The sequence below is a fragment of the Sphaerisporangium krabiense genome (assembly GCF_014200435.1).
GTDB lineage: Bacteria > Actinomycetota > Actinomycetes > Streptosporangiales > Streptosporangiaceae > Sphaerisporangium > Sphaerisporangium krabiense.
Genome location: NZ_JACHBR010000002.1, coordinates 1,318,127 through 1,337,963, shown reverse-complemented (window position 1 = coordinate 1,337,963; position 19,837 = coordinate 1,318,127). Strand labels below are relative to the sequence as shown.

Genomic DNA, 19,837 nt, shown 5'->3' with positions numbered 1-19,837 from the left:
TCAGTCCTCCGCGTGCCGGGTGAGGGCGAGGAACGCGTCCTCCAGGGCGGCGTCCCGCACGCGCAGGTCGCGCACCTGGAGCGTGGTCCCACGGTAGAGGGCGTCCACCGTGGCGTCGACGTCGGCGGTGCGCAGCCGCACGGTGGCGGCGTCGACCTCGACGGAGCTCACCCCCGGCAGCGCGTCCAGGCCCGCCAAGGACTGCCCGCCGAGCGAGAAGGAGACCGAGCTGCCGCCCGCGCCCGCCCTGATCTGCGCGGCCGTGCCGTCGGCCGCCACCCGGCCCCGGACCATGACGATCACCCGGTCGGCGTTCTCGTCGGCCTCCTCCAGGTAGTGCGTGGCGAACAGCACCGTGCGGCCCCCCTCCGCGTAGGCGCGCATGCTCTCCCAGAAGGCCCGGCGGGACTCGACGTCCATCGCCGTGGTGGGCTCGTCCAGGACCAGCAGGCGGGGGGCGCCCACGACGGCCAGGGCGAACCGGACGCGCTGCGCCTGCCCGCCCGACAGCGCCCCCGCGCGCCGCCCGGCCAGGCCGGTGAGCCCGGCCATCTCCAGGACGTCCTCCAGCGGGAGCGGCGCCGGGTACAGGCGGCGGACGAAGTCGACGGTCTCGCGGACGGTCAGCTCGGGGATGAGGGCGCCGTCCTGCAGCATGGCGCCGACCATCCCGGCCGCGACGGCCTCGTCGGGGGTGCGGCCGAAGATCTCGACGCGGCCCGCGCCGGGGCGGACGAGCCCCAGCAGCATGTTGATCGTCGTGGACTTGCCGGCGCCGTTGGGGCCGAGGAGGGCGACCGTGCGCCCGGTCTCCATGGTGAGGTTCAGCCCGTCCACGGCGGGCGCCTCGCCGTAGGCCTTGCTCACGTCCGTGAAGGTGATCGCGTTCATGGAGTCGACCCTAGGCAGGGCCGGGGACCGTGCTCAGTGCCCCTTCTCCGGCGTTCGCGATGACATTCGTCATCCCGGGCGGACGCCGCGGCCGTCCGCCCGCGGCGTGCGCCGCGGTGCCGGTGTCAGTACCGGCCGGACAGCAGCGCGCCGGCGTCCGGCACGTAGGTCTTGAGGCCGAGCCGCTTGAGCATCTGGTAGACGGTGCACACCGCGGCCGACACGACGGGCTTGCCGATGGCGTCCTCCACCTCCTGCACGGCCTCCAGGGAGGGCATCTGCACGCAGGCGGAGAGCACCACGGCGTCGGCGTCCTGGTGGTCGAGGTCCTGGACGATGTCGGTGAGGACGCGCGGGTCGCGCGCGCCGACCTCCAGGTTGTCGGGGATCTCCAGCGCGATGTAGTCGGTGACCGTGATGCCCTCGTGCTCGATGTACTCCACGACCGCCTTGGTCAGGGGCAGCATGTAGGGCGCGATCAGCGCGACCTTCTTCGCGCCGAGCGCGTTCAGCCCCTCGATCAGGGCTCCCGCGCTGGTGACGACCGGCGTGTCGGCTCCGGCCGCGGCGGCGCTCTCCTGCAGCCTCCGCTGGGAGTCCCGGTGGTAGCCGAGGCCACGGCTCATGATCGCGACGAGGCAGGCGTAGCCCATGACGTCCACGCGGGCGTCGGTGAGCTCGACCGCGCAGCGCCCGGCGTCGTCGTCCATCGCCTCCAGCTGTTCCTTGGTCACCTCCGTCATCCGCATGCGGCTGGAGTGGAAGGTGAAGCGCTCGGGCTCGACCCGCTCCCTGGCCCGCAACATGGCGGGGATCTCGGTCTCCATGGTGATGTTGGAACTGGGGACGATCTGGCCGATCCTGATACGGCGGGGGATCACGGTCCTCCTTCGGTGGTGGTGGCGGGCGCGCCGCGCTCAGGGGTGGGCGACGACGGGGTTGACGAGGCGGCCGATGTTCTGGATCTCCAGCTCGACGACGTCGCCCGGCCGCAGGAACTGCGGCGGGACCTGCGCGGCCCCGACGCCGGACGGCGAGCCCGTCGCGATGACGTCGCCCGGCTCCAGGGTCATGCCGGAGGTGATGTCGGCGATGAGGTCGGCGATGGAGAAGAGCATGTGGCGGGTGTTGGACTTCTGCTTCACCTCGCCGTTGACCCGGAGGGACAGGTCCAGGTCCTGCGGGTCGCCGATCTCGTCGGCCGTCACGATCCACGGCCCGAGCGGCGCGTAGGAGTCCTGGCCCTTGGAGAAGAACCACTGTCCCGAGCGCCGCTGGTCGCGGGCGCTGATGTCGTTGGTGATCGAGTAGCCGAAGACGTGCGCGAGCGCGTCGCCCGCCGCGACGCCGCGCGCGGTCCTGCCGATGACGACGGCCAGCTCGCACTCCCAGTCGAGCTGCTCGGTGAGCGCGGCGTTGTGCAGGATCGGCTCGCCCGGCCCCACCACGGCGGTCGCCGGCTTGGAGAACAGCACCGGCCGGGTGGGGAGCTCCTTGGCGGTGTCCAGGGAGCGGCTCGACTCCGCCACGTGCTCGACGTAGTTCAGCCCCACGCCGACGATCTTGCCGGGCCGCAGGGGGGCGCGCAGGGTCACCTCGGCGAGCCGGTGCGCCGTGCCCGCGGGCCAGGCGCCGCGGTGCGCGCCGAGCAGGTCGCGTGCCGCGGCGAAGGCGGTCTCGTCGGCGACGTAGTCTCCGGCGCTCTCCGGCAGGCGTCGTCCCGCCGCCGCCGCGAGCGCGGCCAGGTCGATGACGATCTCGCCTTCGAGCGCACCGGCACGAGGCTCCAGGCTGGCGGTCTGGAAGGTGAGCAGTCGCAAGGGAACTCCTTGGAAATCAGGTCGGTTTTCAGGGGATTCGCCCGACGCCGCGGCCGGAGCCGGAAGGGACGGGCGGGGACGGGGTCAGCCGACCGGCTGGTGGCCGCCGTCCTCGGTGTACGCCGCCTCGGCCCACAGGTCCAGCGAGTGGATCATGGGGAAGTCGTTGAAGGAGAACAGGCAGGCGTCGTCGCGGTCGTCGTCGTTGGCGTGCTCGTGCCAGGCCCAGGACGGGACGGCGAAGATGTCGTTCTGCTTCCAGTCGAACCGGCGGCCGGCGATGACGGAGTGGCCGCGGCCCTTGGCCACGTGGTAGATGACCGAACCCGTGTGCCGGTGGGCCTGGGTGGCCTGGCCGGGCTGGAGGAGCTGCATGTGGGCGCCCATGGTCGGCATGACCGAGCCGCCGGTGACGGGGTTGACGTACTCCATGATCACCCCGTCGTGAGGGGTGCCCTCGCTGACCTTGGCCTGGTCGAGCAGAGCCTGGTAGGTCATCTCCCAGGGGTAGGCCAGCAGCGGGGAGTACCGCTTGCTCCAGCCGCGGCGGTCCGGCTTGAGTATGCCCGCGCCGTGCTGGAGCAAGGAGGTGTTGACGACCTTGCCCGGCACCTGGTGCAGTTCGGGGTGCACCTCGTAGAAGTTGGCGTCGAGGGCGTTGACCAGGGGGATGTCCAGGCCGTCCTGCCAGATGACGGGGGTCTGCGAGGAGTCGTTGCCGTGCTCGTGCCAGGTGCCCTTGGGGGTGATGGCGAAGTCGCCGGGCCCCACCTTGAGGCGGTCGCCGTCGACGATGGTCCAGGCACCCTCACCCTCGATGACGAAGCGCAGCGCGGCGGCGGCATGGCGGTGCGCCGTCATCGACTCGCCCGGGTTCATGATCTGCAGACCGGTGTACAGGAGGCCGACGGCGGCGCTGAGTTCCTGGCGGCCCTCGTTGACGAGCATGACCACCCGGCGCCCCGCGTCGTCGCCGCTGACCAGGGAGGCCGACTTCAGGACCATCGGGCGCAGGTCCTCGTAGCGCCAGTGCATGGGCACGGAGCGGGGCTGGGGGTACCAGGGTTCGATCTCGTTCGCCACGGTCCACAGGGCCCCGGCGTCGAACTTCCTGAGTTCCTCGTAGTACCGCTCCAGCTCCTCGGTGTCCTCGACACGGGAACGGCCGATGACGTCCTCTCTCATGGGCTTCCCTTTCATTCGTCGCCGTCGGCGCGCCGGGCGCGCACGGGCTGCTGGTCGTTGCTTACGCGGGTGGTCGCGATGGGGGTGTTCACGGGCGCGAGGTCGTCGCCCAGCAGCACCACCGGCCGCCGGCTGCGGGTGTCGACGCGCAGCTCGAAGATGTCGAAGCGGTTGTAGTGGCCGATGATGTCGTGCATCTGCTTGGGCTGGATGCAGCGGGACAGGTCGATCTCGGCGTAGACGATGCCCTCGTCGTCGATGAGGGGCTCGGTGATGAGGCGTCCGTCCGGGCCGAACACGCCGGAGAACGCGCTGTGCTTCCGGCTCAGCAGCTCGCGCGCCGCCTCGTCCCCGCCCGCGACCGTGTCGATGATCTCCTCCGAGACGGTGGAGCAGGCGACGATGTTGAACACCTTGCCCTCGAAGGCGTGCGCGGCGGCGCGGACCTTGATCGCCTCGACCATGTCGTAGTCCTCGGGCGCGACCGGCAGGGCGATGTAGTTGGCGACGTGGACGAGCTCGCCCTGCGCCAGCAGGGTGAACCTGGCCAGCGTGTTGGTGTTCTCGCCGCAGGCCAGCACCCCGAGGGGCCCGACGTCGGTGTCGTGGACGCGCAGCGAGCCGCCGTCCCCGCCCGCCCAGGTGAGCTTCTCCGCCCAGGTCGGGACGAGCTTGCGGTGCGCGCCGAGCAGCTCGCCCCTGGCGTCGATCACGAGCACGGTGTTGTAGAGGGTGCCCGCCCCGTAGGGCCCGCGTTCGTTGACGCCGATGACGACGTGGCAGCCGTGCTCCCGCGCCGCGGCGCGGATCGCGTCCACGTGCGGGCCCGGCACGTCCACCGACGCCCGGTACAGGCGCTCGAACCACGGGCCGCCCTGGACGGGGGTCATGGTCCAGTTCCAGTACGGGTAGCCGGGGACGAACACCTCGGGGAAGGCCACCAGCTCGGCGCCGTTGCGCGCCGCCTCGGCGATCAGCGAGCGCGCCTTGGCGACGGTCGCGTCCGGGTCGAGGAACACCGGGGCGGCCTGCACGGCGGCGGCGACGAACCGCGGGTAGTCCTTGACGCCCGGCGCCTGTGTCCGTCCTGTCATGCGAGTGCCGCCTTGGAGTTGCCGGCGACCCAGCCGCCGATCACGGTCGGATCGATCTTGACGTCCAGCACCATGGGGCCGCGGGGGTCGCCGAGCCAGCCGCGCAGCTCCTCCAGGTCCTCGACGGCGCGGACGGTGATCCCGCGCGCGCCGGCGGAACGTGCCATTCCCGCGAAGTCGCGGTCGGGGAAGCGGACCAGGTCGACCGCCAGGCCGATCGGCTCGAACCGGTGCACCTCGGCCCCGTAGGCGGAGTCGTCGTACACCACGACGAGCAGCGGCAGGCCGTGGCGTACGGCGGTGTCGAGCTCCTGCGGGCTCAGCATCATGCCGCCGTCGCCGACGGCGAGGACGCTGATCCGGTCGGGACGTGCCACGGCGGCGCCGATGGCGTTCCCGAGGCCGAGGCCCACGCACTGGAACGCCTGCGGGTAGAGGAACCCCGCGGCGTCGGGGGCCGACAGGTACTTGGCCGGCCAGCCCATGAAGTGCCCGGAGTCGATGGTGACCGTGCGCTCGGAGGGCAGGATCCGGTCCAGGGCGAGGGTGAACACGCGCGGATCCAGGCCGCGGACGCCGTCGGCGGGCGTGAACTCCCGCGCCGGGTCGTGCCCGCGGATCCGGGCGGCGACCGCCTCGGTCCTGAAGCCCGGCCGGTCGCCGGGCCCGAGCTCCTCGTGCAGGGCCCGGGCCGCGACCCGGGCGTCGGCCTGGATCGCCACCGCGACGGGACGGTGCGCGCCGATCGCGCGGGGGTCGGCGTCCACCTGGACGACGGGCACGCCGGGGGGCGGCATCCGGTCGTTTCCGGTGGTCCAGGCGTTCAGCCCGGCCCCGAACGCCAGCACCAGGTCCGCCTCGGCGAGCAGGTCCGCGGCCAGCGGCGAGGCGAAGCTGCCGGAGACGCCGAGGTCGAACTCCGCGCCCGCGAACAGGCCCTTGGCGGGGGCCGAGACGGTCAGCAGCGCGCCGATGCGGCCGGCCAGGGCGAGAAGCTCCTCGCGGGCGCCGGCCCGCACGGCCCCGCGCCCGCCGAGGACGACGGGCCGGGCTGCGGACCTGACGAGCTTCGCCGCCTCGGCGACGGCCTCGGGGTCCGGCCAGGGCGCCGAGGGCGGGGCTATCCCCTCCCTGACGGCGGCGTCCCGCGGGACCTCGGCGTGGACCAGGTCGAGCGGGACCATCAGCACGACGGGACGCCGCTCGACCGCGGCGCGGCGCAGGGAGCGCCGCAGGTCGTCCACGGCGGTCGCCGCCGAGCGGACCGTGGTGGCGCCGGCGCCGAGCGCGGTCACCACCGCGGTCTGGTCGATGTTGAGGTTGCCGTGGAGGGACGACCTCGGGGTGTCGATGACGACGACGACCAGCGGCGTCCCGCTCTTGACCGCCTCGGTGAGCGCGGTCAGCCCGTTGGTGAGCCCGGGCCCCTGCGAGAGCATGGCGAGGCCGGTCGCCCCGGTCACCCGGGCCCAGCCGTCGGCCATGCCCACCGCGCCGGCCTCGTGGTTGGCGCCGTGATAGGCGACGCCGGCGGCGCGGGCGGCGTGGACCAGCTCGTAGTTGCCGCTGCCCGGCAGGCCGAACATCACGGGGACGCCGAGGTCGCGCAGGGCCCGGCCCATGGCCTCCAGGACGAGGGGCATCAGGCCACCTCGGCGGGCGCGGACGGGACCTCGCCGTGTTCCGGCCGTCCGGCGGGAACGCCGACGATCAGCCGCGCGACGTGCCCGCGGAGCTGGGCGAAGCGGGGGTTCTCCTTCGTGGTCACCTGGTCGCGGGGGCCGGGAAGGTCGATCTCGACGATCTCGCGCACGCGCGTCGGGCGCTTGGACAGCACGACCACGCGGTCGGCGAGGTACACCGCCTCGTCGATGTCGTGGGTGACCAGCACCACGGTGACGTCGAAGGCGTCGCGCACCCGGAGCATGAGGTCCTCCAGCTCGGCGCGGGTCTGGGCGTCGACGGAGGCGAAGGGCTCGTCCATCAGCAGCACCTTGGGCTGGTAGGCCAGCGCCCGGGCGATGGCGACGCGCTGCTGCATGCCGCCGGAGAGCTGCCACGGGTACACGTGGGTGAACTCGGCCAGGCCGACGGCCTCCAGCGATTCCAGCGCGAGCCGGCGCCGCTCGGCCTTGTCCACCCCCTTGGCGCGCAGGGGGAGCACGACGTTGTCGAGGACGGTCATCCAGGGCAGCAGGGAGCGCGTGTACTCCTGGAAGACCAGGGCGAGGGTCTCGGGCGGGTCCTTGATGACGGTGCCGGCGAGCACCGCCCTGCCGCCGGTGGGCGCCATGAGACCTGACAGGCACTTGAGCAGCGTCGTCTTGCCGCAGCCCGACGGCCCGACGATGCAGACGAACTCGTGAGGGTTCACCGTGAAGGTGAGGTCGTCGATGGCGCGCACCGCGCCGCCTCCCTCACCGTAGGACTTGGACAGCCCTGTGACCTCGAGCATGTGTCTTCTCCGATCGGCTGGTCGCGGCGGTCAGGCCGTCGCGGCCGGGGGTGTGGTGTCGGTGGTCGTCCTCGCGGGCACGGGCATGGGGGGCGCCTCACCGAGCGCGGTGGCCCGCCAGCCCTTGTGCCAGGCCAGGACGCGGCGTTCGGCCAGCACGAACAGGAAGTTGGTGAGGTAGCCGATGACGCCGAGGAGGATGATGCCCGCCCACATCTCGGGAATGGCGAACGTCTGCTGGGAGAGCAGCACGAAGTACCCGAGGCCGTTGGTCGAGGCGACCATCTCGGACACGACCATGAGGATCAGGCCGATCGAGAGGGACACCCGCACGCCGACGAAGATCTGCGGGCTCGCCGCGGGCAGGACGACGCGCCGGACGCGCTGGGCACGGCCGATGCCGTAGACCCGCGACATCTCCAGGAGCAGCGGGTCCACGCCCCGCACACCGTCGATGGTGTTCAGCAGGATCGGCCAGAGCGTGCTGAAGGCGATGATGAAGATCTTCATCCCGTCGCCGACGCCGAGCGCCACGATGGCGATCGGCAGCAACGCCGGCTTGGGCAGGGAGCGGAAGAAGTCTAAGATCGGGTCCACCGCGCGGCGCAAGGTGGGTATCGTGCCGAGCACGGTGCCGAGGGCGATGCCGATGATCGACGCGACGCAGAACCCCGCGACGAACCGGCCGAGGCTCGGCAGCACGTCGGTGATCATCCGGTCGGAGATCCACGTGTCGTAGAAGGACACCGCAATGGTCCGCAGGGACGGGAAGTATGCCGAGGTGGACGATGCTGAGGCGAACCACCAGACCAGCAGGATCGCCACCGGCAGCCACGCCTCGGCCGCGAGGCCGAGCAGGCGGCGCCTCATCGGCCGGCCTCCACGCGCTGGGAGTGGTGCCAGTGCAGCAGGCGCTTCTCCAAGAACCGGAAGCCCACGGTGATGAGCCAGCCGAGGATGCCCGCGACGAAGATGAGGGCGTACATCGCGGGGGTGTCGTCGGCGTACCTGACCTGGTTGATGCGGTACCCGAGTCCGGCGGAGCCGACGATCAGCTCCGTCGCGATGGTGACGACCAGCGCGATCGTCGCCGCGAGGCGCAGGCCGGTGGCGATGTACGGGGCGGCGCTCGGGACGACGACGTACCGGTACCGCTCCAGCCGGTTCAGCCCGTACGCGCGCGCGGTGTCGCGGGCGACGGGGTCGACGTCCTGGGCGCCGTAGATGGTCTGGAACAGCACCGGCCACAGCGCGGAGAAGACGACGAGCCAGATCTTCATCTGGGTGCCGGTGCCGAGGACCAGCACCGCGAGCGGCAGGACCGCGACCGGCGGGATGGGCCGCAGGAAGTCGATGAGCAGCCGGCTGCTGCGGAAGGCGAACCGGGACGAGGCGATGCCGAGCCCGAGCGGGATGGCGATCAGCGTGGCGAGGCCGAATCCGGCGAGCCAGGCGTACGTCGTCTCGCCCATGGCCGTCCAGAAGCCGGCCTTGGTCATCTCCTGCCCGAGCGCCCGGCCCGTCGCCGTGATGGTGGGGAAGTGCGTGCCGGCCACGCCGCTGCGGATCACGAGCTCGGCCGCCACCAGCACGCCGACGACCGTCGCCGTGGGCAGCACCCAGGGAGGGGCCGGGCGGGCCGGGCCGCGACCGCGCAAGGGAGGGGCGAGCACGGCGGTGACCTCCGGTGGTGCATGAGTACGCGGAGACGCCATGGCGCTCCTCCTAAATCAGTAAACAGCTCAACGCACTGAGGTGTTAGGTATACTCAGTCAGGCGGGAGCGCCTGTCAAGGGGCCGGTCACCAATCGGACACTTGACAGCCTTCTAGGACACGGGGCCAGGTAAGGGGTAAAGGGCGCAGATGACCAAGAACAGCAAGACATCCAAGGTCGCGGAGACGAACGAGGCATCCGGGGTGCCCATGGCGGGATGGCTGGAGCCGCCGCAGCCCCAGGATCTCGTGGTGACGTTACTCGCCGACAACGTCCGCCACCGGCTCGACAGCGTGTGGTCGGGCGGCCTGGTCCGGCTGCTCGGGGAGTTCGGCTTCTCCGTCGGCGCCTCCCGTGTGGCGCTGACGCGGCTGGCCCGCCGTGACCTGATCTCCCGCGCGAAGAAGGGGCGCCTGGTCGCCTACCGCCTGACCGAGCGCACCGAGCGCGTCATCGCCGAGGGCGACGACCGGATCTTCCGGCTGGGCCGCGAGGAGATGTCGGCGGGACGGATGACGGTCCTGTGGCACACCCTCCCCGAGGACTCCCGCCTCGAACGCGCCCGCCTGGCCCGCCGGCTGCGGTTCCTGGGCTTCGGCTCGGTCCAGGACGCCACCTGGATCTCGCTCGGCGACCGCGAGCCCGAGGTCGTCAACCTCGTCAAGGACCTGGACATCGACCGGTTCGTCAGCCTGATGACCGGCGAGCCCTCCCCCGACTTCGGCCTCGGGCCGCTGATCGAGCGCGCCTGGGACCTCGCCGGCCTCACCGCGCGCTACGAGGCGTTCCTCGCCGAGTTCTCGCCCTTCGGCGCGGAGGAGAGGCGCCGCGAGCTGACGGACGGCGAGGCGTTCCGGGTGCGCACCCAGCTCGTGCACAACTTCCGGCAGTTCCCGTTCCTGGACCCCGGGCTGCCGTCCGCCGACGCGGCGCGGGACCGGTCGGTCGAGCTGTTCCACACGGTCTACCCGGCGCTCAAGGAGCAGGCGCACCGGCACTTCGACGTGCTGGCCACGCCGGACGAGGGCGTGCGCTAGGGCGCGCGGCCCGGGGACGGCTCAGTCCGGGAACAGCCGCACCTGCCCGTGGCCCGCCGACCGGTGCCGCAACGCCTGACGGGCGATCTTGCCGTTGGCCGTGCGCGGCAGCCTGTCGAGGAACTCGATCACGCGGGGTGACTTGTAGCCCGCGATCCGCTCGGTGACGAACGCCTGCAGGGCGCGCGCCCCCTCCTCCCCCGGCGGCATGCCCTCCCCCGGGACGACGTAGGCCTTGACCACGTGCCCGCGCAGCCCGTCCGGCCGCGGGACGACGGCGCACTCCCTGACCTGGGGGTGCTCCAGCAGCGTCTCCTCGACCTGCATGGCGGAGATGTTGTACCCGGCCGAGACGATCACGTCGTCGGAGCGGCCTTCGAGCCAGAAGTAGCCGTCGGCGTCGCGGCGGGCCAGGTCCCCGGTGAGGTTCCACCCGTCGCGCACCTGTTCGGCCTGCCGGGCGTCGTCCAGGTACCGGCAGCCCGTGGGCCCCTTCACGGCGAGCAGCCCGGTCCTGCCGTCCTTGAGCTCGGTTCCGTCGGCCCCGAGGATCGTGGCCCGGTACCCCCGGACCGGTTTGCCCACCGAACCCGGCCGCGGCGGGTCGGCGCCGGTGCTCATGAAGCCGTGCAGCATCTCGGTGGACCCGAGGACGTTGACGAGGGAGATGCCGGTGGCCTCGCGGAAGGCCAGCCAGGTCGCGGCGGGCAGCAGCTCGCCCGAGGACACCGCCACCCGCAGCGCGGGCAGCCGCCGGGCCAGGTCGCCCTCGTGGTCGCGCAGCCAGGTGCGGTAGACCGTCGGGACCGTGAAGCAGAAGGTGGCCGCGTGCCGCTCCACGGCCCGCAGCAGGGGCTCGGGGCCGCCCTTCTCCAGCAGGACCACCGAGCCGCCGCAGTGGATCGGGTAGCAGGCCAGCGCCAGCAGGCCGAACGTGAACGCGATGGGCGCGCTGCCGGTGAACACGTCGCCGGCCGCCGGGTTGAGCGCGGCCCCCTGGAAGCAGGCGCACATGGCGGCGACCTCGCGGTGGGTGTGCACGGCGGCCTTGGGGCGGCCGGTCGAGCCCGAGGTGAAGGCGATCAGGCAGGGATCGTCGGCGAAGGTCGGCACCGTCGCGAAGTCGTCCGGCCGCTCCGCCATGAGCCCGTCGAGGTCGATCAGCCCGCCGCCCGCGTCCGCCGCGTCGCCGGCCGCCGCGCCCCATGCGGCGATCCGGGACAGCTCCGACCACTCTCCGGCCGCGACCAGCTCCCCCGCCGACCGCCGATCGCAGAGCGCGACCTCGATCGCCGCGTGGCGGGCCACTTCGGCGATCTCCCGGGCCTTGAGGTGCGGGACCAGGGTGACGGCGACGCCGCCGGCCTTCATGACGGCGTACCAGCAGGCCACGAGCATCGGGGTGTTGGGGCCGAGCAGCAGCACCCGGTTGCCCGGCACCACGCCGAGATCGTCGCGCAGCACGGCGGCCACCCGGTTGGCGGCGGCCTGGAGCTCGGCGTAGCTCCAGCTCGTCTCCTCGCCGATCAGGCAGGGACGCGGCCCGGCGCCGCGGGCCACCTGGTCGTCGAGCAGCCACTGCGCGCAGTTGAGCCGGTCGGGGAGCCGCAGGTCGGGCAGCTCGTAGCCGAACTCGGGCCACTGGGAGCGGGGCGGCAGACGATCGAGGACGAAGGTGTCCACATGGGCGCTGCCCTGGAACATCGACCACTCCTTTGCCATATCAACCCCTATGGCACGTTTTGCCCATGGGTCATGATAGCCACCCCCATATCGCCGGTCCGGAACGGGAGGCACAATGCTAAACTTGTCACCTCAGTGATCTGTTAACTATTCTGCCGGGGTCCCCCACCGAAAGAGGCATCGATGACCGCAGACGTCCGCCCTCCCGCCGATGCGCAGACCTTCCCGATGCTTGTCAACGGACGACGGCGCGCCGCGCTCTCCGGCCGCGCGTTCGACAGCCTCGACCCCTCCACCGGCCGGGTCTGGGCCCGGGTCGCCGACGGCGACGCGGCCGACGTGGACGCCGCGGTCCGCGCCGCCGCCGCCTCGCTCGACGGCTCCTGGGGCGCCTTCACCGGCTTCGACAGGGCCCGCGTGCTGCGCCGCGCCGGCGACCTGATCCTCCGGGACCTCGAGCACCTGGCGGTCCTGGAGTCGCGGGACAGCGGACGCCTGCTGAAGGACACCCGCGCGCAGGTGGGCTACGTCGCGGAATGGTTCCACTACTTCGCCGGCCTGGCCGACAAGTTCCAGGGCGAGACGATCCCCACCGACCGCGCCGACATGTTCGTCTACACCCGCCACGAGCCCGTCGGCGTCGTCGGGGCGATCATCCCGTGGAACGCGCCCTTGCTGCTGCTCGCCTGGAAGCTCGCCCCCGCGCTGGCCGCCGGGTGCCCGGTGGTGGTCAAGCCCTCCGACCACACCCCCGTCACCGCGGTCGAACTCGGCAGGACGCTCGCCGAGGCGGGCCTGCCCGACGGGGCCTACAACGTCGTCACCGGGTACGGCCCGGCCGTGGGGCAGGCCCTCACCGCGCACCCCGGCGTGCACAAGATCGCCTTCACCGGCTCGACGGCGACCGGCATCGCCGTGGGACGGGCCGCGCTCGGCAACATGACCCGCCTGACGCTGGAGCTCGGCGGCAAGTCCGCCAACATCGTGTTCGGCGACGCCGACGTGGAGGCGGCGGTCAACGGGGCGATGAACGCCGTCTTCATCGGCTCGGGGCAGACGTGCGTCGCCGGCTCGCGGCTCCTCGTGCACGACTCCCTGCATGAGGAGGTGCTGCGCCAGGTGGTCGAGCGCACCAAGGCCATCAGGCTGGGGTCGCCCACCGACGAGGACACCCAGATGGGCCCGCTCGTCAACGCCGCCCAGCACCAGCAGGTCCTCGCCCGCGTCGAGCGGGCGCGCGCGGAGGGCGCGACGGTGGCGTGCGGCGGCGGGCCGGTCGAGGGCCTCCCGGGGCTGTTCGTGGCGCCGACCGTGCTGACGGACGTGACGCCGGACATGGAGATCGTCCAGGAGGAGGTCTTCGGCCCGGTCGTGACCGTCATGCGGTTCTCCACCGAGGACGAGGCGGTCGAGCTGGCCAACGGCACCCGCTTCGGCCTCGCCGCGGGGGTGTGGACCCGCGACGTCCACCGCGCCCACCGGGTCGCGCACCGGGTCAAGGCCGGGACCGTGTGGGTGAACACCTACCGGGCCTACTCCCCCGCCGCGCCGTTCGGCGGTTACGGGCTGAGCGGCATGGGCCGTGAGAACGGCTTCGAGGCGATGCGCGACTTCACCGAGCTGAAGACCGTGTGGGTGGAGCTCACCGGCGCCACGCGGGACCCGTTCTCGGTGCGCTGAACACCGGGACCCCGCCGGACGGAGCGTCCGGCGGGGTCCTTGGAGGTTCGCCGCGCGCCTACACGAGGCGGACGCCCTTCTTCCGCAGGCGCGGCAGGACCTCGTCGGCGAAGTACGGCAGCTCCTTGACGTAGTCGAAGAAGGCCAGCGTCGTGCCGCCGACCCCCGCCCCGTACATCGCCTCCAGTTCGGCGGCGACGTCGTCCGGGGTGCCGACCAGCGGATAGCTGCCGTGCCCCGCGGCGAAGCGCCAGCGGTAGCCGGCGAGCATCTCCTTGGAGAACGACTGCGCGTGCAGGTTCTGCAACGCCATCAGGTTGTCCACCGCGTCCCAGTCGGCGTTCTCCTCGGAGTACCACCGGTAGAACTCCCTGGCCTCCTCACGGGTGGGCCGGCAGACGACGTGGCTGGAGGTGAGCATGCCGACGGTCCGGCCGTGCGCCGCCGCGGCCTCGGTCACCCGCGCCCGCACCCGCGCGGCCATGGCGAGGTCGACGAAGGGCGTGAAGATGAAGTCGGCGTTGCGCGCCGCGAACTCCCTGCCCTGCGGGGACGCGCCCGCGTTGAAGATCGGCAACGGCCCGGCGAACGGCTTGGGGTCGCTCGCCGCCCCCTTGAGCGTGAAGTACGTCCCGTGGTGATCCCATGATCCGGGTTCGGTCCACAACCGCCGGATGATGTCGAACCACTCCTGTCCGAGCGCGTACCGCGCGTCGTGCCCCTCGGGCAGTTCCACGCCGAAGGCGTCGTACTCGGGCTTGTTCCACCCGGCCACGATGTTGAGCCCGGCGCGTCCCTCGCCGATGTGGTCCAGCGTCGCCATCTGCTTGGCGGTGACGAGCGGGTGGTTGAAGGCGGTGTGGACCGTCGAGAAGACGGTGATCCGCTCGGTCCTGGCCAGCAGCCCCGCGGCCCAGGCGATGGGCTCCAGGACGCCCTCGTGGAAGTTCGTGTCGCCGCCGTAGCCGATCCAGCGCGCGATGGGCAGCAGGAAGTCGATGCCGGCGGCGTCGGCGAGCCGCGCCATGGCCAGGTTGTCCTCCCAGCTCCCCGACCAGCGCTCCGGCACCTTGGTCACGGCCAGCCCGCTACTGCAGTTCGCGGAGAAGATGCCGAGTTTCATGCCGGTCTCCCGCGACAACGGACGGGTCATACGCGCTCCCAACGATGAACATGTCACTCTGGTGATGCGTTGACCATTGAATCGGCGGAGCCGCCCACCGTCAAGGCCGGCGACGGATCGTTGACACCCCGCCGAAGTAATGCGTAACTTGTCTCCACTCCGGGTGGCCGGCGCCCCGAGCACCTCCCATCAGCAACTCCCACCCGCAAGGAGTGGTCCATGCGCAAGCTGGCCAGCGCGGTTCTCCTCATCTGCATCGCGGCCGCGGCCTGCGGCGGCCCCGCCGACCAGGCGCCCGGGGCGGGCGGAACCACCACCGTCAAGGTCGGGATCATCCCGACCATCGACGTCGCCCCTCTCTACCTCGCCAAGCAGAAGGGCTTCTTCACCGAGCACGGGCTGGAACTGGAGCTCAAGGAGGTCCAGACCGGGGCGGCCGCCACGGCGGCGGTCATGAGCGGCGAGTACCAGTTCGGCTTCGCGGCGCCCGTGCCCGAGATCCAGGCCCAGGCGAAGGGGCTGCCCATCACGGTGATCGCCGGGGCCATCGCCCAGGGCGACCCGCTGAGCCAGGCGATCGTGGTCAGGAAGGGCAGCCCCATCAAGGCGATCGGCGACCTCGCGGGCAAGACCGTCGCGGTCAACGCGCTGCAGGGCGTCAACGACCTGGTGCTCCGCGCGGCCATGGAGAAGGCCGGCGGCGACCCCGGCTCGCTGAAGTTCCTCCCCCTGCCCTACCCCGACATGCGGGCGGCCCTGGACGGCGGGCGCGTCGACGCCGCGTTCCTCATCGAGCCGTTCCTGAGCGGCGCGAGCGCGGCGGGCGACGAGGTCGTCCTGCGCAACCCGCAGGGCGATCTGGCCGGCAAGGGCACGGCGTTCTCCACGTACTTCTCCTCCAGGTCCTACGTGGCGGAGCACGCCAAGACGGTGGACGACTTCGTCGCGGCGCTCAGGGAGGCCAACGAGTACGCCCAGGCCCACCCCGACGAGGTGCGGAAGATCATCCCGACGTTCACGGCGATCAAGCCGGACGTCGCGGCGCGGATGGCCATCGCCGACTACCGGACCGGCGTGGACGAGAAGACCTTCGAGGTGCTCGGAGGATTCATGAAGGAGTACGGCTGGATCAAGGACGCCCCCGACCTCAAGAGCCTGATCCGCCAGGCCCCGTGACCCGCTCCGGCCCGGAGCGTGCGGAGGCCGCCCGGTGGCGGCCTCCGCACCTGCTTCTCAGCGATCCTCGCGCACCGCGCGCAGGAGGGCGGCGAGCAGCCGCTCGTCGATGCCGCCGGAGGGGGCGTTGATGCCGGTCGAGACGAGGATGTGGTCCACCAGGCCGGCGAAGAGCCGCACGTTGCCCGGGGTGACACCGCTGGCCAGCGCCAGCGGACGGTCCCCGAGCCCCGACCTCAGCGCCTCCAGCTTGGCGCGGCCGGCGGCCTGGCCGGTGCCGGGGCCGGACGTCGTCGCCACGTCCACGTGGTCGCGGACGGCGCGCGCGAGGCCGGGCAGCGCGGCCTCGGGCACCGGGTCCTGGTACTTGAAGGCCACGCCGCCGAACTGCAGGCCGTGCCAGCCGATGCCCGCGCGCAGGGCGGCGAACCGCTCGAACTCGGGCTCCGGCCCGCCGAGGCCGACCGCCGCCCGGTCCGTCCAGAGCGCGTCGAGCGGCACGCCGCCGGGGAAGGCCTCGTGCAGGAGGGCCAGCGCGGCGTGCGGGCCGCGCTTGATGACGTTGGCCCCCAGGAACAGGCCGGGGTGGCGCTCGCGCGCGGCGGCCACGCACCGGACCAGGCGGGCGTCGTCGGCGTCGTGGTCGATCAGGAACACGCCGTCCACCCCGTGCGCGACGGCCTTGCCGATCTCGGAGAGCACCTGCGCGACGCCGGCCACGTGGATCACCGGGTGGATCCGGGGGGTGCCTGCCGTGGTCCACGAACTCATCGAATCCTCTTTCCGCCCGGTTGAAGGCGCCGGGCAAAAGGGTAACATCTCAACCCTCTGCTATGTCTATCAAAGGAGGACGGATGGGGACCCGCAGCGAGGCCGCCCGATGACGTCCGGCGGCCCCATCGCGATCATCGGCAGCGGGATCAACGGGCTCGTCGCCGGGGCCCTGCTCGCCAAGGCGGGCCGCGGGGTCGTCGTCTTCGAACGCGCCGCACGGCCGGGCGGGCTCGTGGCCACCGAACCGCTGACGCTGCCCGGCTACCTCCACGACACCTTCAGCTCCTGGCACGGCACCTTCCTCGGCGGCCCCGCCTGGCCGCTGCTCGCGGCCGAGCTGCGCGGGCGGGGGCTGCGCTGGCGCTCGGCCGAGGACGTCGTCACCGCCACGGTCCGCCGCGACGGCGGCGCCGTGCTCCTGCACCGCGACCCGGAGCGCACGGCGGCCGGCCTGCCGCCCGGCGACGGGCGGGCCTACCTGGCCGAGCTGGCCCGCATCCGCGCGCTCGCCCCCCATCTCGGCGGGGTGCTCAACCACGACCCGCGGTCGCCGGCGGCCGCGCGGGCGCTGCTCGGCGTCGCCCGCACCGTCGGCCTGCCCGGCATCAAGGAGTTCGTCCGCGACGCGCTGTCCAGCGGCCACGGGTGGGCGTCCCGGCGCTTCGCGGGCGGGGACGTGGACGCGCTGCTCGCCCCCTGGCTGCTGCACGCGGGCCTCTCTCCCGGCGGCGCGACGGGCGGCGTGGCCGGCATGCTCATGCTGTCGGGCCTGCACCGGGCCGGGCTTCCGGTGCTGGAAGGCGGCGCCGGCCGCCTGGCCGAGGCGTTGCGCGGCGTCATCGAGGACCACGGCGGCGAGGTGCGGGTGGACGCGGAGGTCACCCGCGTGGCGACCAGGGGCAGGAGGGTCGGCGGCGTGGTCGCGGCGGGCCGCTTCTTCGCGGCCCGCCGGGTCATGGCGTCGGTGACCCCGCGGGCGCTCTACGACGTCTTGCTCGCCGGCGCCCCCGCCGTGCCGGCCCGGGTGCGCGCCGAGGCGTCCAGGTTCCGGCACGGGCGGGCCGCCATGCAGATCCACCTCGCCCTGACCGAGCCGCTCGCCTGGCGGCGGGCCGAGCTGCGCGCCGTCCCCCTGGTCCACCTGTGCGACGGCGGGGCGGGGGTGGCACTGGCCTGCGCCGAGGCGGAGGCGGGGCTGCTGCCCGCGCAGCCGACCATCGTGGTCGGGCAGCAGTACGTGCTGGATCCGAGCCGGGTGCCGCCCGGCGGCGCGGCGCTCTGGATCCAGCTCCAGGAGGTGCCCCGCCATCCGACCGGCGACGCGGCCGACCGCGCGGAGGTGCTGGACGGCTGGACCCCGGAGCTGGTCGAACGGTACGCCGGCCGCGTGCTCGACCGGATCGACGCGCACGCGCCCGGCCTGCGCGCGCGGATCGCGGCCATGGCCGTCCTGCCGCCCGCGGAACTGGAACGCCGCGACGTCAACCTGGTGGACGGGGACCCGTACGGCGGGGCCACCGACCTCGACCAGAACCTCCTGTGGCGGCCCCTCGGCTCGACCCGGTCGCACCGCACCCCGGTCAAGGGCCTGTGGCACATCGGCGCCAGCACCCACCCGGGCCCCGGCCTGTCCGGCGCCAGCGGGTACGCCGCCGCCGCCGACCTGCTCGGCGGGCCCCACCGGCTCCGCGCGGCCCTGCGCGGCCGCCCGCCGCGCGCCTAGCGGCGTCCGCTCCTGACGCCCCTGCCGGGCCGGTCCCCTTGGAGCAGGTCACGGCCGAGCGGGGTGAGGGTGTGGTGGACGGCGGGGCCGGTCCGGCGGCTCGCGACCAGCCCCGCGTCGCGGAGCGCGGTGGCGTGCTGGCTGGCCGAGGGCAGGGATATGCCGAGCCTGCGGGCGATCTCGGTGGTGGTGGCGGCGACGTCGACGGTCTCGAGCACGGCCGCGCGGGTGCGGCCGAGCAGCGTGCGCAGCGCCTGGGGGCCGCCGCCGGGCGGGCTCCACGCCTCGGCGAAGTCGGCCAGGGTGCCGACCGCCGGGTAGAGCAGCAGGGCCGGAGCCGCGTCGTCGAAGGGGTCCCACAGGAATACCGGAGTGGGCCAGCAGAACAGCGAGGGGATCGCGGTCAACCCCCGGCCACCCAGGTGAAAGTCGTAGGTCACATCGGGTTTATCGGAGATGCGAAGCACCGGGAAGCGCCAGACCATGCTGTGATGCAGTCCGGCCAGCAGCTTCTCGACCCCGCCGGTGCACAGGTCGCGGGCATGGAGCGCGTTGACGGCGTCCAGGTAGGCCGCCGCGCCGTTGTGGCCGGGGTCGAGCGCGCAGCCGACCTCCCGGATCCCGTCCGCGAGCTCGGCGAGCGCCGTGGCGTCTCCCGCGGCGAGGTCGGCGACCCGCGCGGGCAGGTCGCGTCCGCCAAGGACGCAGAGCTCGTGGCGCAGCTGGGCGCGCGGCGCGGACATCAGCCGGTCCAGGCTCTCCTCCAGCGAGGAACCGGGACCGACCATGGTGAACAGGTCGAGCATGAGGCCGTGTCCGGGGTAGAGCCGGCCGAGTAATCGCACGCCCGGGCCGAGCCGTCGCCGGACCTGCCGCCGCCAGCCGTCGAAGATCCCCGTCCCGTCGCGCCTGCCGAGCAGTCGCGTCGCCAGCAGCGCCTCGGCGTACGGCCAGGGCGACGCGGCGACCCGGGTGCGGGCGAGATCCTCGGCGGTGAAATGGACGCGCAGCATGCCTCACCTCTCTGTGCCGTCCGCGGCGGCTCCGGGGCGCCGGCGGCGCGTGCCCGCCGGCCGTCCGACCTGGATGTTTCAGCCGGCGCCGAAACTCTCTTCAGCGCCGTGCGCGCTCTCGGCAGACTTTCCTCCCGAGCGACGACGGACGGCGCCGGTGAGAATCCTAGGTTTCACCGGATCCGCCCATCAACGTGTCCCGCCGATCACCGCCACGCGTCGCGGGAGCCGAATCCGCAGCTCATCCTTTGACCGCGAAAGGAGTACCAGATGCGCGCGTCCGCTGTTCCGGCGATGGCCGGGCTCACATGGACGGTAGCCGGCCGGTGAACACGGCGGGCACCGGCGCCGCGTCCGTGACGCGGTGAGAGGGCCCATCCGTTTCGGCAGGACGGTCACGTCATCCGCGGGGGCACGTGTCCGCCGCCCTGGAGGAGGAAGGCCCGATCCCTCATATGGATCGGGCCT

At 72.7% G+C, this 19,837-nt stretch carries 17 protein-coding genes; 4 read left to right on the top strand and 13 right to left on the bottom strand.

Annotation, left to right across the window (positions count from 1 at the left end; all coding sequences use genetic code 11):
* The 9 genes from BJ981_RS33830 to BJ981_RS33790 form a co-directional block, all read right to left on the bottom strand.
* The gene (locus tag BJ981_RS33830; RefSeq protein ID WP_184617414.1) at positions 1-891 is read right to left on the bottom strand and encodes an ABC transporter ATP-binding protein; all 891 of its coding nucleotides are present in this window, start codon (positions 889-891) and stop codon (positions 1-3) included.
* A 125-nt stretch (positions 892-1,016) separates the two neighbouring features.
* The gene (locus BJ981_RS33825) at positions 1,017-1,772 is read right to left on the bottom strand and encodes a maleate cis-trans isomerase family protein (RefSeq protein WP_275422331.1); all 756 of its coding nucleotides are present in this window, start codon (positions 1,770-1,772) and stop codon (positions 1,017-1,019) included.
* Between the two features lie 36 nt (positions 1,773-1,808).
* Positions 1,809-2,711 carry a fumarylacetoacetate hydrolase family protein gene (locus BJ981_RS33820; protein ID WP_184617413.1) on the bottom strand — a complete coding sequence of 301 codons (903 nt, stop codon included), beginning with the start codon at positions 2,709-2,711 and terminating at the stop codon, positions 1,809-1,811.
* Between the two features lie 84 nt (positions 2,712-2,795).
* On the bottom strand, positions 2,796-3,896 hold the full coding sequence (locus BJ981_RS33815; RefSeq protein WP_184617412.1) for a cupin domain-containing protein: 1,101 nt from the start codon (positions 3,894-3,896) through the stop codon (positions 2,796-2,798).
* An 11-nt stretch (positions 3,897-3,907) separates the two neighbouring features.
* Complete coding sequence (locus BJ981_RS33810) at positions 3,908-4,990, bottom strand: carbon-nitrogen hydrolase family protein (protein ID WP_184617411.1); 1,083 nt, start codon at positions 4,988-4,990, stop codon at positions 3,908-3,910.
* Entirely contained in the window at positions 4,987-6,633 is a 1,647-nt protein-coding gene (locus tag BJ981_RS33805) for a thiamine pyrophosphate-binding protein (protein ID WP_184617410.1), read from the bottom strand. Before BJ981_RS33805 ends, BJ981_RS33810 begins: the two co-directional genes overlap by 4 nt.
* On the bottom strand, positions 6,633-7,445 hold the full coding sequence (locus tag BJ981_RS33800; RefSeq protein ID WP_184617409.1) for an ABC transporter ATP-binding protein: 813 nt from the start codon (positions 7,443-7,445) through the stop codon (positions 6,633-6,635). Before BJ981_RS33800 ends, BJ981_RS33805 begins: the two co-directional genes overlap by 1 nt.
* Before the next feature lie 30 nt (positions 7,446-7,475).
* Positions 7,476-8,315, bottom strand: a complete 840-nt coding sequence (locus BJ981_RS33795) for an ABC transporter permease (protein ID WP_184617408.1) — start codon at positions 8,313-8,315, stop codon at positions 7,476-7,478.
* Positions 8,312-9,160, bottom strand: a complete 849-nt coding sequence (locus BJ981_RS33790; protein WP_184617407.1) for an ABC transporter permease — start codon at positions 9,158-9,160, stop codon at positions 8,312-8,314. Before BJ981_RS33790 ends, BJ981_RS33795 begins: the two co-directional genes overlap by 4 nt.
* A gap of 149 nt (positions 9,161-9,309) precedes the next feature.
* On the opposite strand from BJ981_RS33790, the gene BJ981_RS33785 reads away from it, so the two are divergent.
* The gene (locus BJ981_RS33785; RefSeq protein ID WP_204070635.1) at positions 9,310-10,197 is read left to right on the top strand and encodes a PaaX family transcriptional regulator; all 888 of its coding nucleotides are present in this window, start codon (positions 9,310-9,312) and stop codon (positions 10,195-10,197) included.
* 21 nt (positions 10,198-10,218) lie between these two features.
* On the opposite strand, the gene BJ981_RS33780 is transcribed toward BJ981_RS33785, so the two are convergent.
* Positions 10,219-11,901: an AMP-binding protein gene (locus BJ981_RS33780; RefSeq protein WP_184617406.1), complete on the bottom strand. Its 1,683-nt coding sequence runs from the start codon at positions 11,899-11,901 to the stop codon at positions 10,219-10,221.
* Positions 11,902-12,063: 162 nt separating this feature from the next.
* On the opposite strand from BJ981_RS33780, the gene BJ981_RS33775 reads away from it, so the two are divergent.
* Entirely contained in the window at positions 12,064-13,560 is a 1,497-nt protein-coding gene (locus tag BJ981_RS33775; protein WP_184617405.1) for an aldehyde dehydrogenase, read from the top strand.
* Between the two features lie 58 nt (positions 13,561-13,618).
* Here BJ981_RS33775 and BJ981_RS33770 read toward each other — a convergent pair whose 3' ends face one another.
* Positions 13,619-14,713: an LLM class flavin-dependent oxidoreductase gene (locus BJ981_RS33770; RefSeq protein WP_184617404.1), complete on the bottom strand. Its 1,095-nt coding sequence runs from the start codon at positions 14,711-14,713 to the stop codon at positions 13,619-13,621.
* A gap of 189 nt (positions 14,714-14,902) precedes the next feature.
* Between BJ981_RS33770 and BJ981_RS33765 the strand changes: the two genes are divergently transcribed.
* Positions 14,903-15,859 (top strand): ABC transporter substrate-binding protein, encoded by a 957-nt coding sequence (locus BJ981_RS33765; protein ID WP_184617403.1) that lies wholly within the window; start codon positions 14,903-14,905, stop codon positions 15,857-15,859.
* 57 nt (positions 15,860-15,916) lie between these two features.
* On the opposite strand, the gene BJ981_RS33760 is transcribed toward BJ981_RS33765, so the two are convergent.
* Complete coding sequence (locus BJ981_RS33760; protein ID WP_184617402.1) at positions 15,917-16,630, bottom strand: BtpA/SgcQ family protein; 714 nt, start codon at positions 16,628-16,630, stop codon at positions 15,917-15,919.
* A 109-nt stretch (positions 16,631-16,739) separates the two neighbouring features.
* Between BJ981_RS33760 and BJ981_RS33755 the strand changes: the two genes are divergently transcribed.
* Positions 16,740-18,356 (top strand): phytoene desaturase family protein, encoded by a 1,617-nt coding sequence (locus BJ981_RS33755; RefSeq protein ID WP_184617401.1) that lies wholly within the window; start codon positions 16,740-16,742, stop codon positions 18,354-18,356.
* On the opposite strand, the gene BJ981_RS33750 is transcribed toward BJ981_RS33755, so the two are convergent.
* A complete protein-coding gene (locus tag BJ981_RS33750) occupies positions 18,353-19,369 on the bottom strand; it encodes an ArsR/SmtB family transcription factor (RefSeq protein WP_184617400.1) in 1,017 nt (338 codons plus the stop codon). The two genes, BJ981_RS33755 and BJ981_RS33750, sit on opposite strands and share 4 nt — an antisense overlap.
* Positions 19,370-19,837 lie beyond the last annotated feature (468 nt).

What these genes read in the sequence shown, in the direction of transcription:
- BJ981_RS33830 (WP_184617414.1), bottom strand. Translation starts at nt 891, where the DNA reads ATGAACGCGATCACCTTCACGGACGTGAGCAAGGCCTACGGCGAGGCG.
- BJ981_RS33815 (WP_184617412.1), bottom strand. Translation starts at nt 3,896, where the DNA reads ATGAGAGAGGACGTCATCGGCCGTTCCCGTGTCGAGGACACCGAGGAG.
- BJ981_RS33810 (WP_184617411.1), bottom strand. Translation starts at nt 4,990, where the DNA reads ATGACAGGACGGACACAGGCGCCGGGCGTCAAGGACTACCCGCGGTTC.
- BJ981_RS33805 (WP_184617410.1), bottom strand. Translation starts at nt 6,633, where the DNA reads ATGCCCCTCGTCCTGGAGGCCATGGGCCGGGCCCTGCGCGACCTCGGC.
- BJ981_RS33800 (WP_184617409.1), bottom strand. Translation starts at nt 7,445, where the DNA reads ATGCTCGAGGTCACAGGGCTGTCCAAGTCCTACGGTGAGGGAGGCGGC.
- BJ981_RS33795 (WP_184617408.1), bottom strand. Translation starts at nt 8,315, where the DNA reads ATGAGGCGCCGCCTGCTCGGCCTCGCGGCCGAGGCGTGGCTGCCGGTG.
- BJ981_RS33790 (WP_184617407.1), bottom strand. Translation starts at nt 9,160, where the DNA reads ATGGCGTCTCCGCGTACTCATGCACCACCGGAGGTCACCGCCGTGCTC.
- BJ981_RS33785 (WP_204070635.1), top strand. Translation starts at nt 9,310, where the DNA reads ATGACCAAGAACAGCAAGACATCCAAGGTCGCGGAGACGAACGAGGCA.
- BJ981_RS33780 (WP_184617406.1), bottom strand. Translation starts at nt 11,901, where the DNA reads ATGTTCCAGGGCAGCGCCCATGTGGACACCTTCGTCCTCGATCGTCTG.
- BJ981_RS33775 (WP_184617405.1), top strand. Translation starts at nt 12,064, where the DNA reads ATGACCGCAGACGTCCGCCCTCCCGCCGATGCGCAGACCTTCCCGATG.
- BJ981_RS33770 (WP_184617404.1), bottom strand. Translation starts at nt 14,713, where the DNA reads ATGACCCGTCCGTTGTCGCGGGAGACCGGCATGAAACTCGGCATCTTC.
- BJ981_RS33765 (WP_184617403.1), top strand. Translation starts at nt 14,903, where the DNA reads ATGCGCAAGCTGGCCAGCGCGGTTCTCCTCATCTGCATCGCGGCCGCG.
- BJ981_RS33760 (WP_184617402.1), bottom strand. Translation starts at nt 16,630, where the DNA reads ATGAGTTCGTGGACCACGGCAGGCACCCCCCGGATCCACCCGGTGATC.
- BJ981_RS33755 (WP_184617401.1), top strand. Translation starts at nt 16,740, where the DNA reads ATGACGTCCGGCGGCCCCATCGCGATCATCGGCAGCGGGATCAACGGG.
- BJ981_RS33750 (WP_184617400.1), bottom strand. Translation starts at nt 19,369, where the DNA reads ATGCTGCGCGTCCATTTCACCGCCGAGGATCTCGCCCGCACCCGGGTC.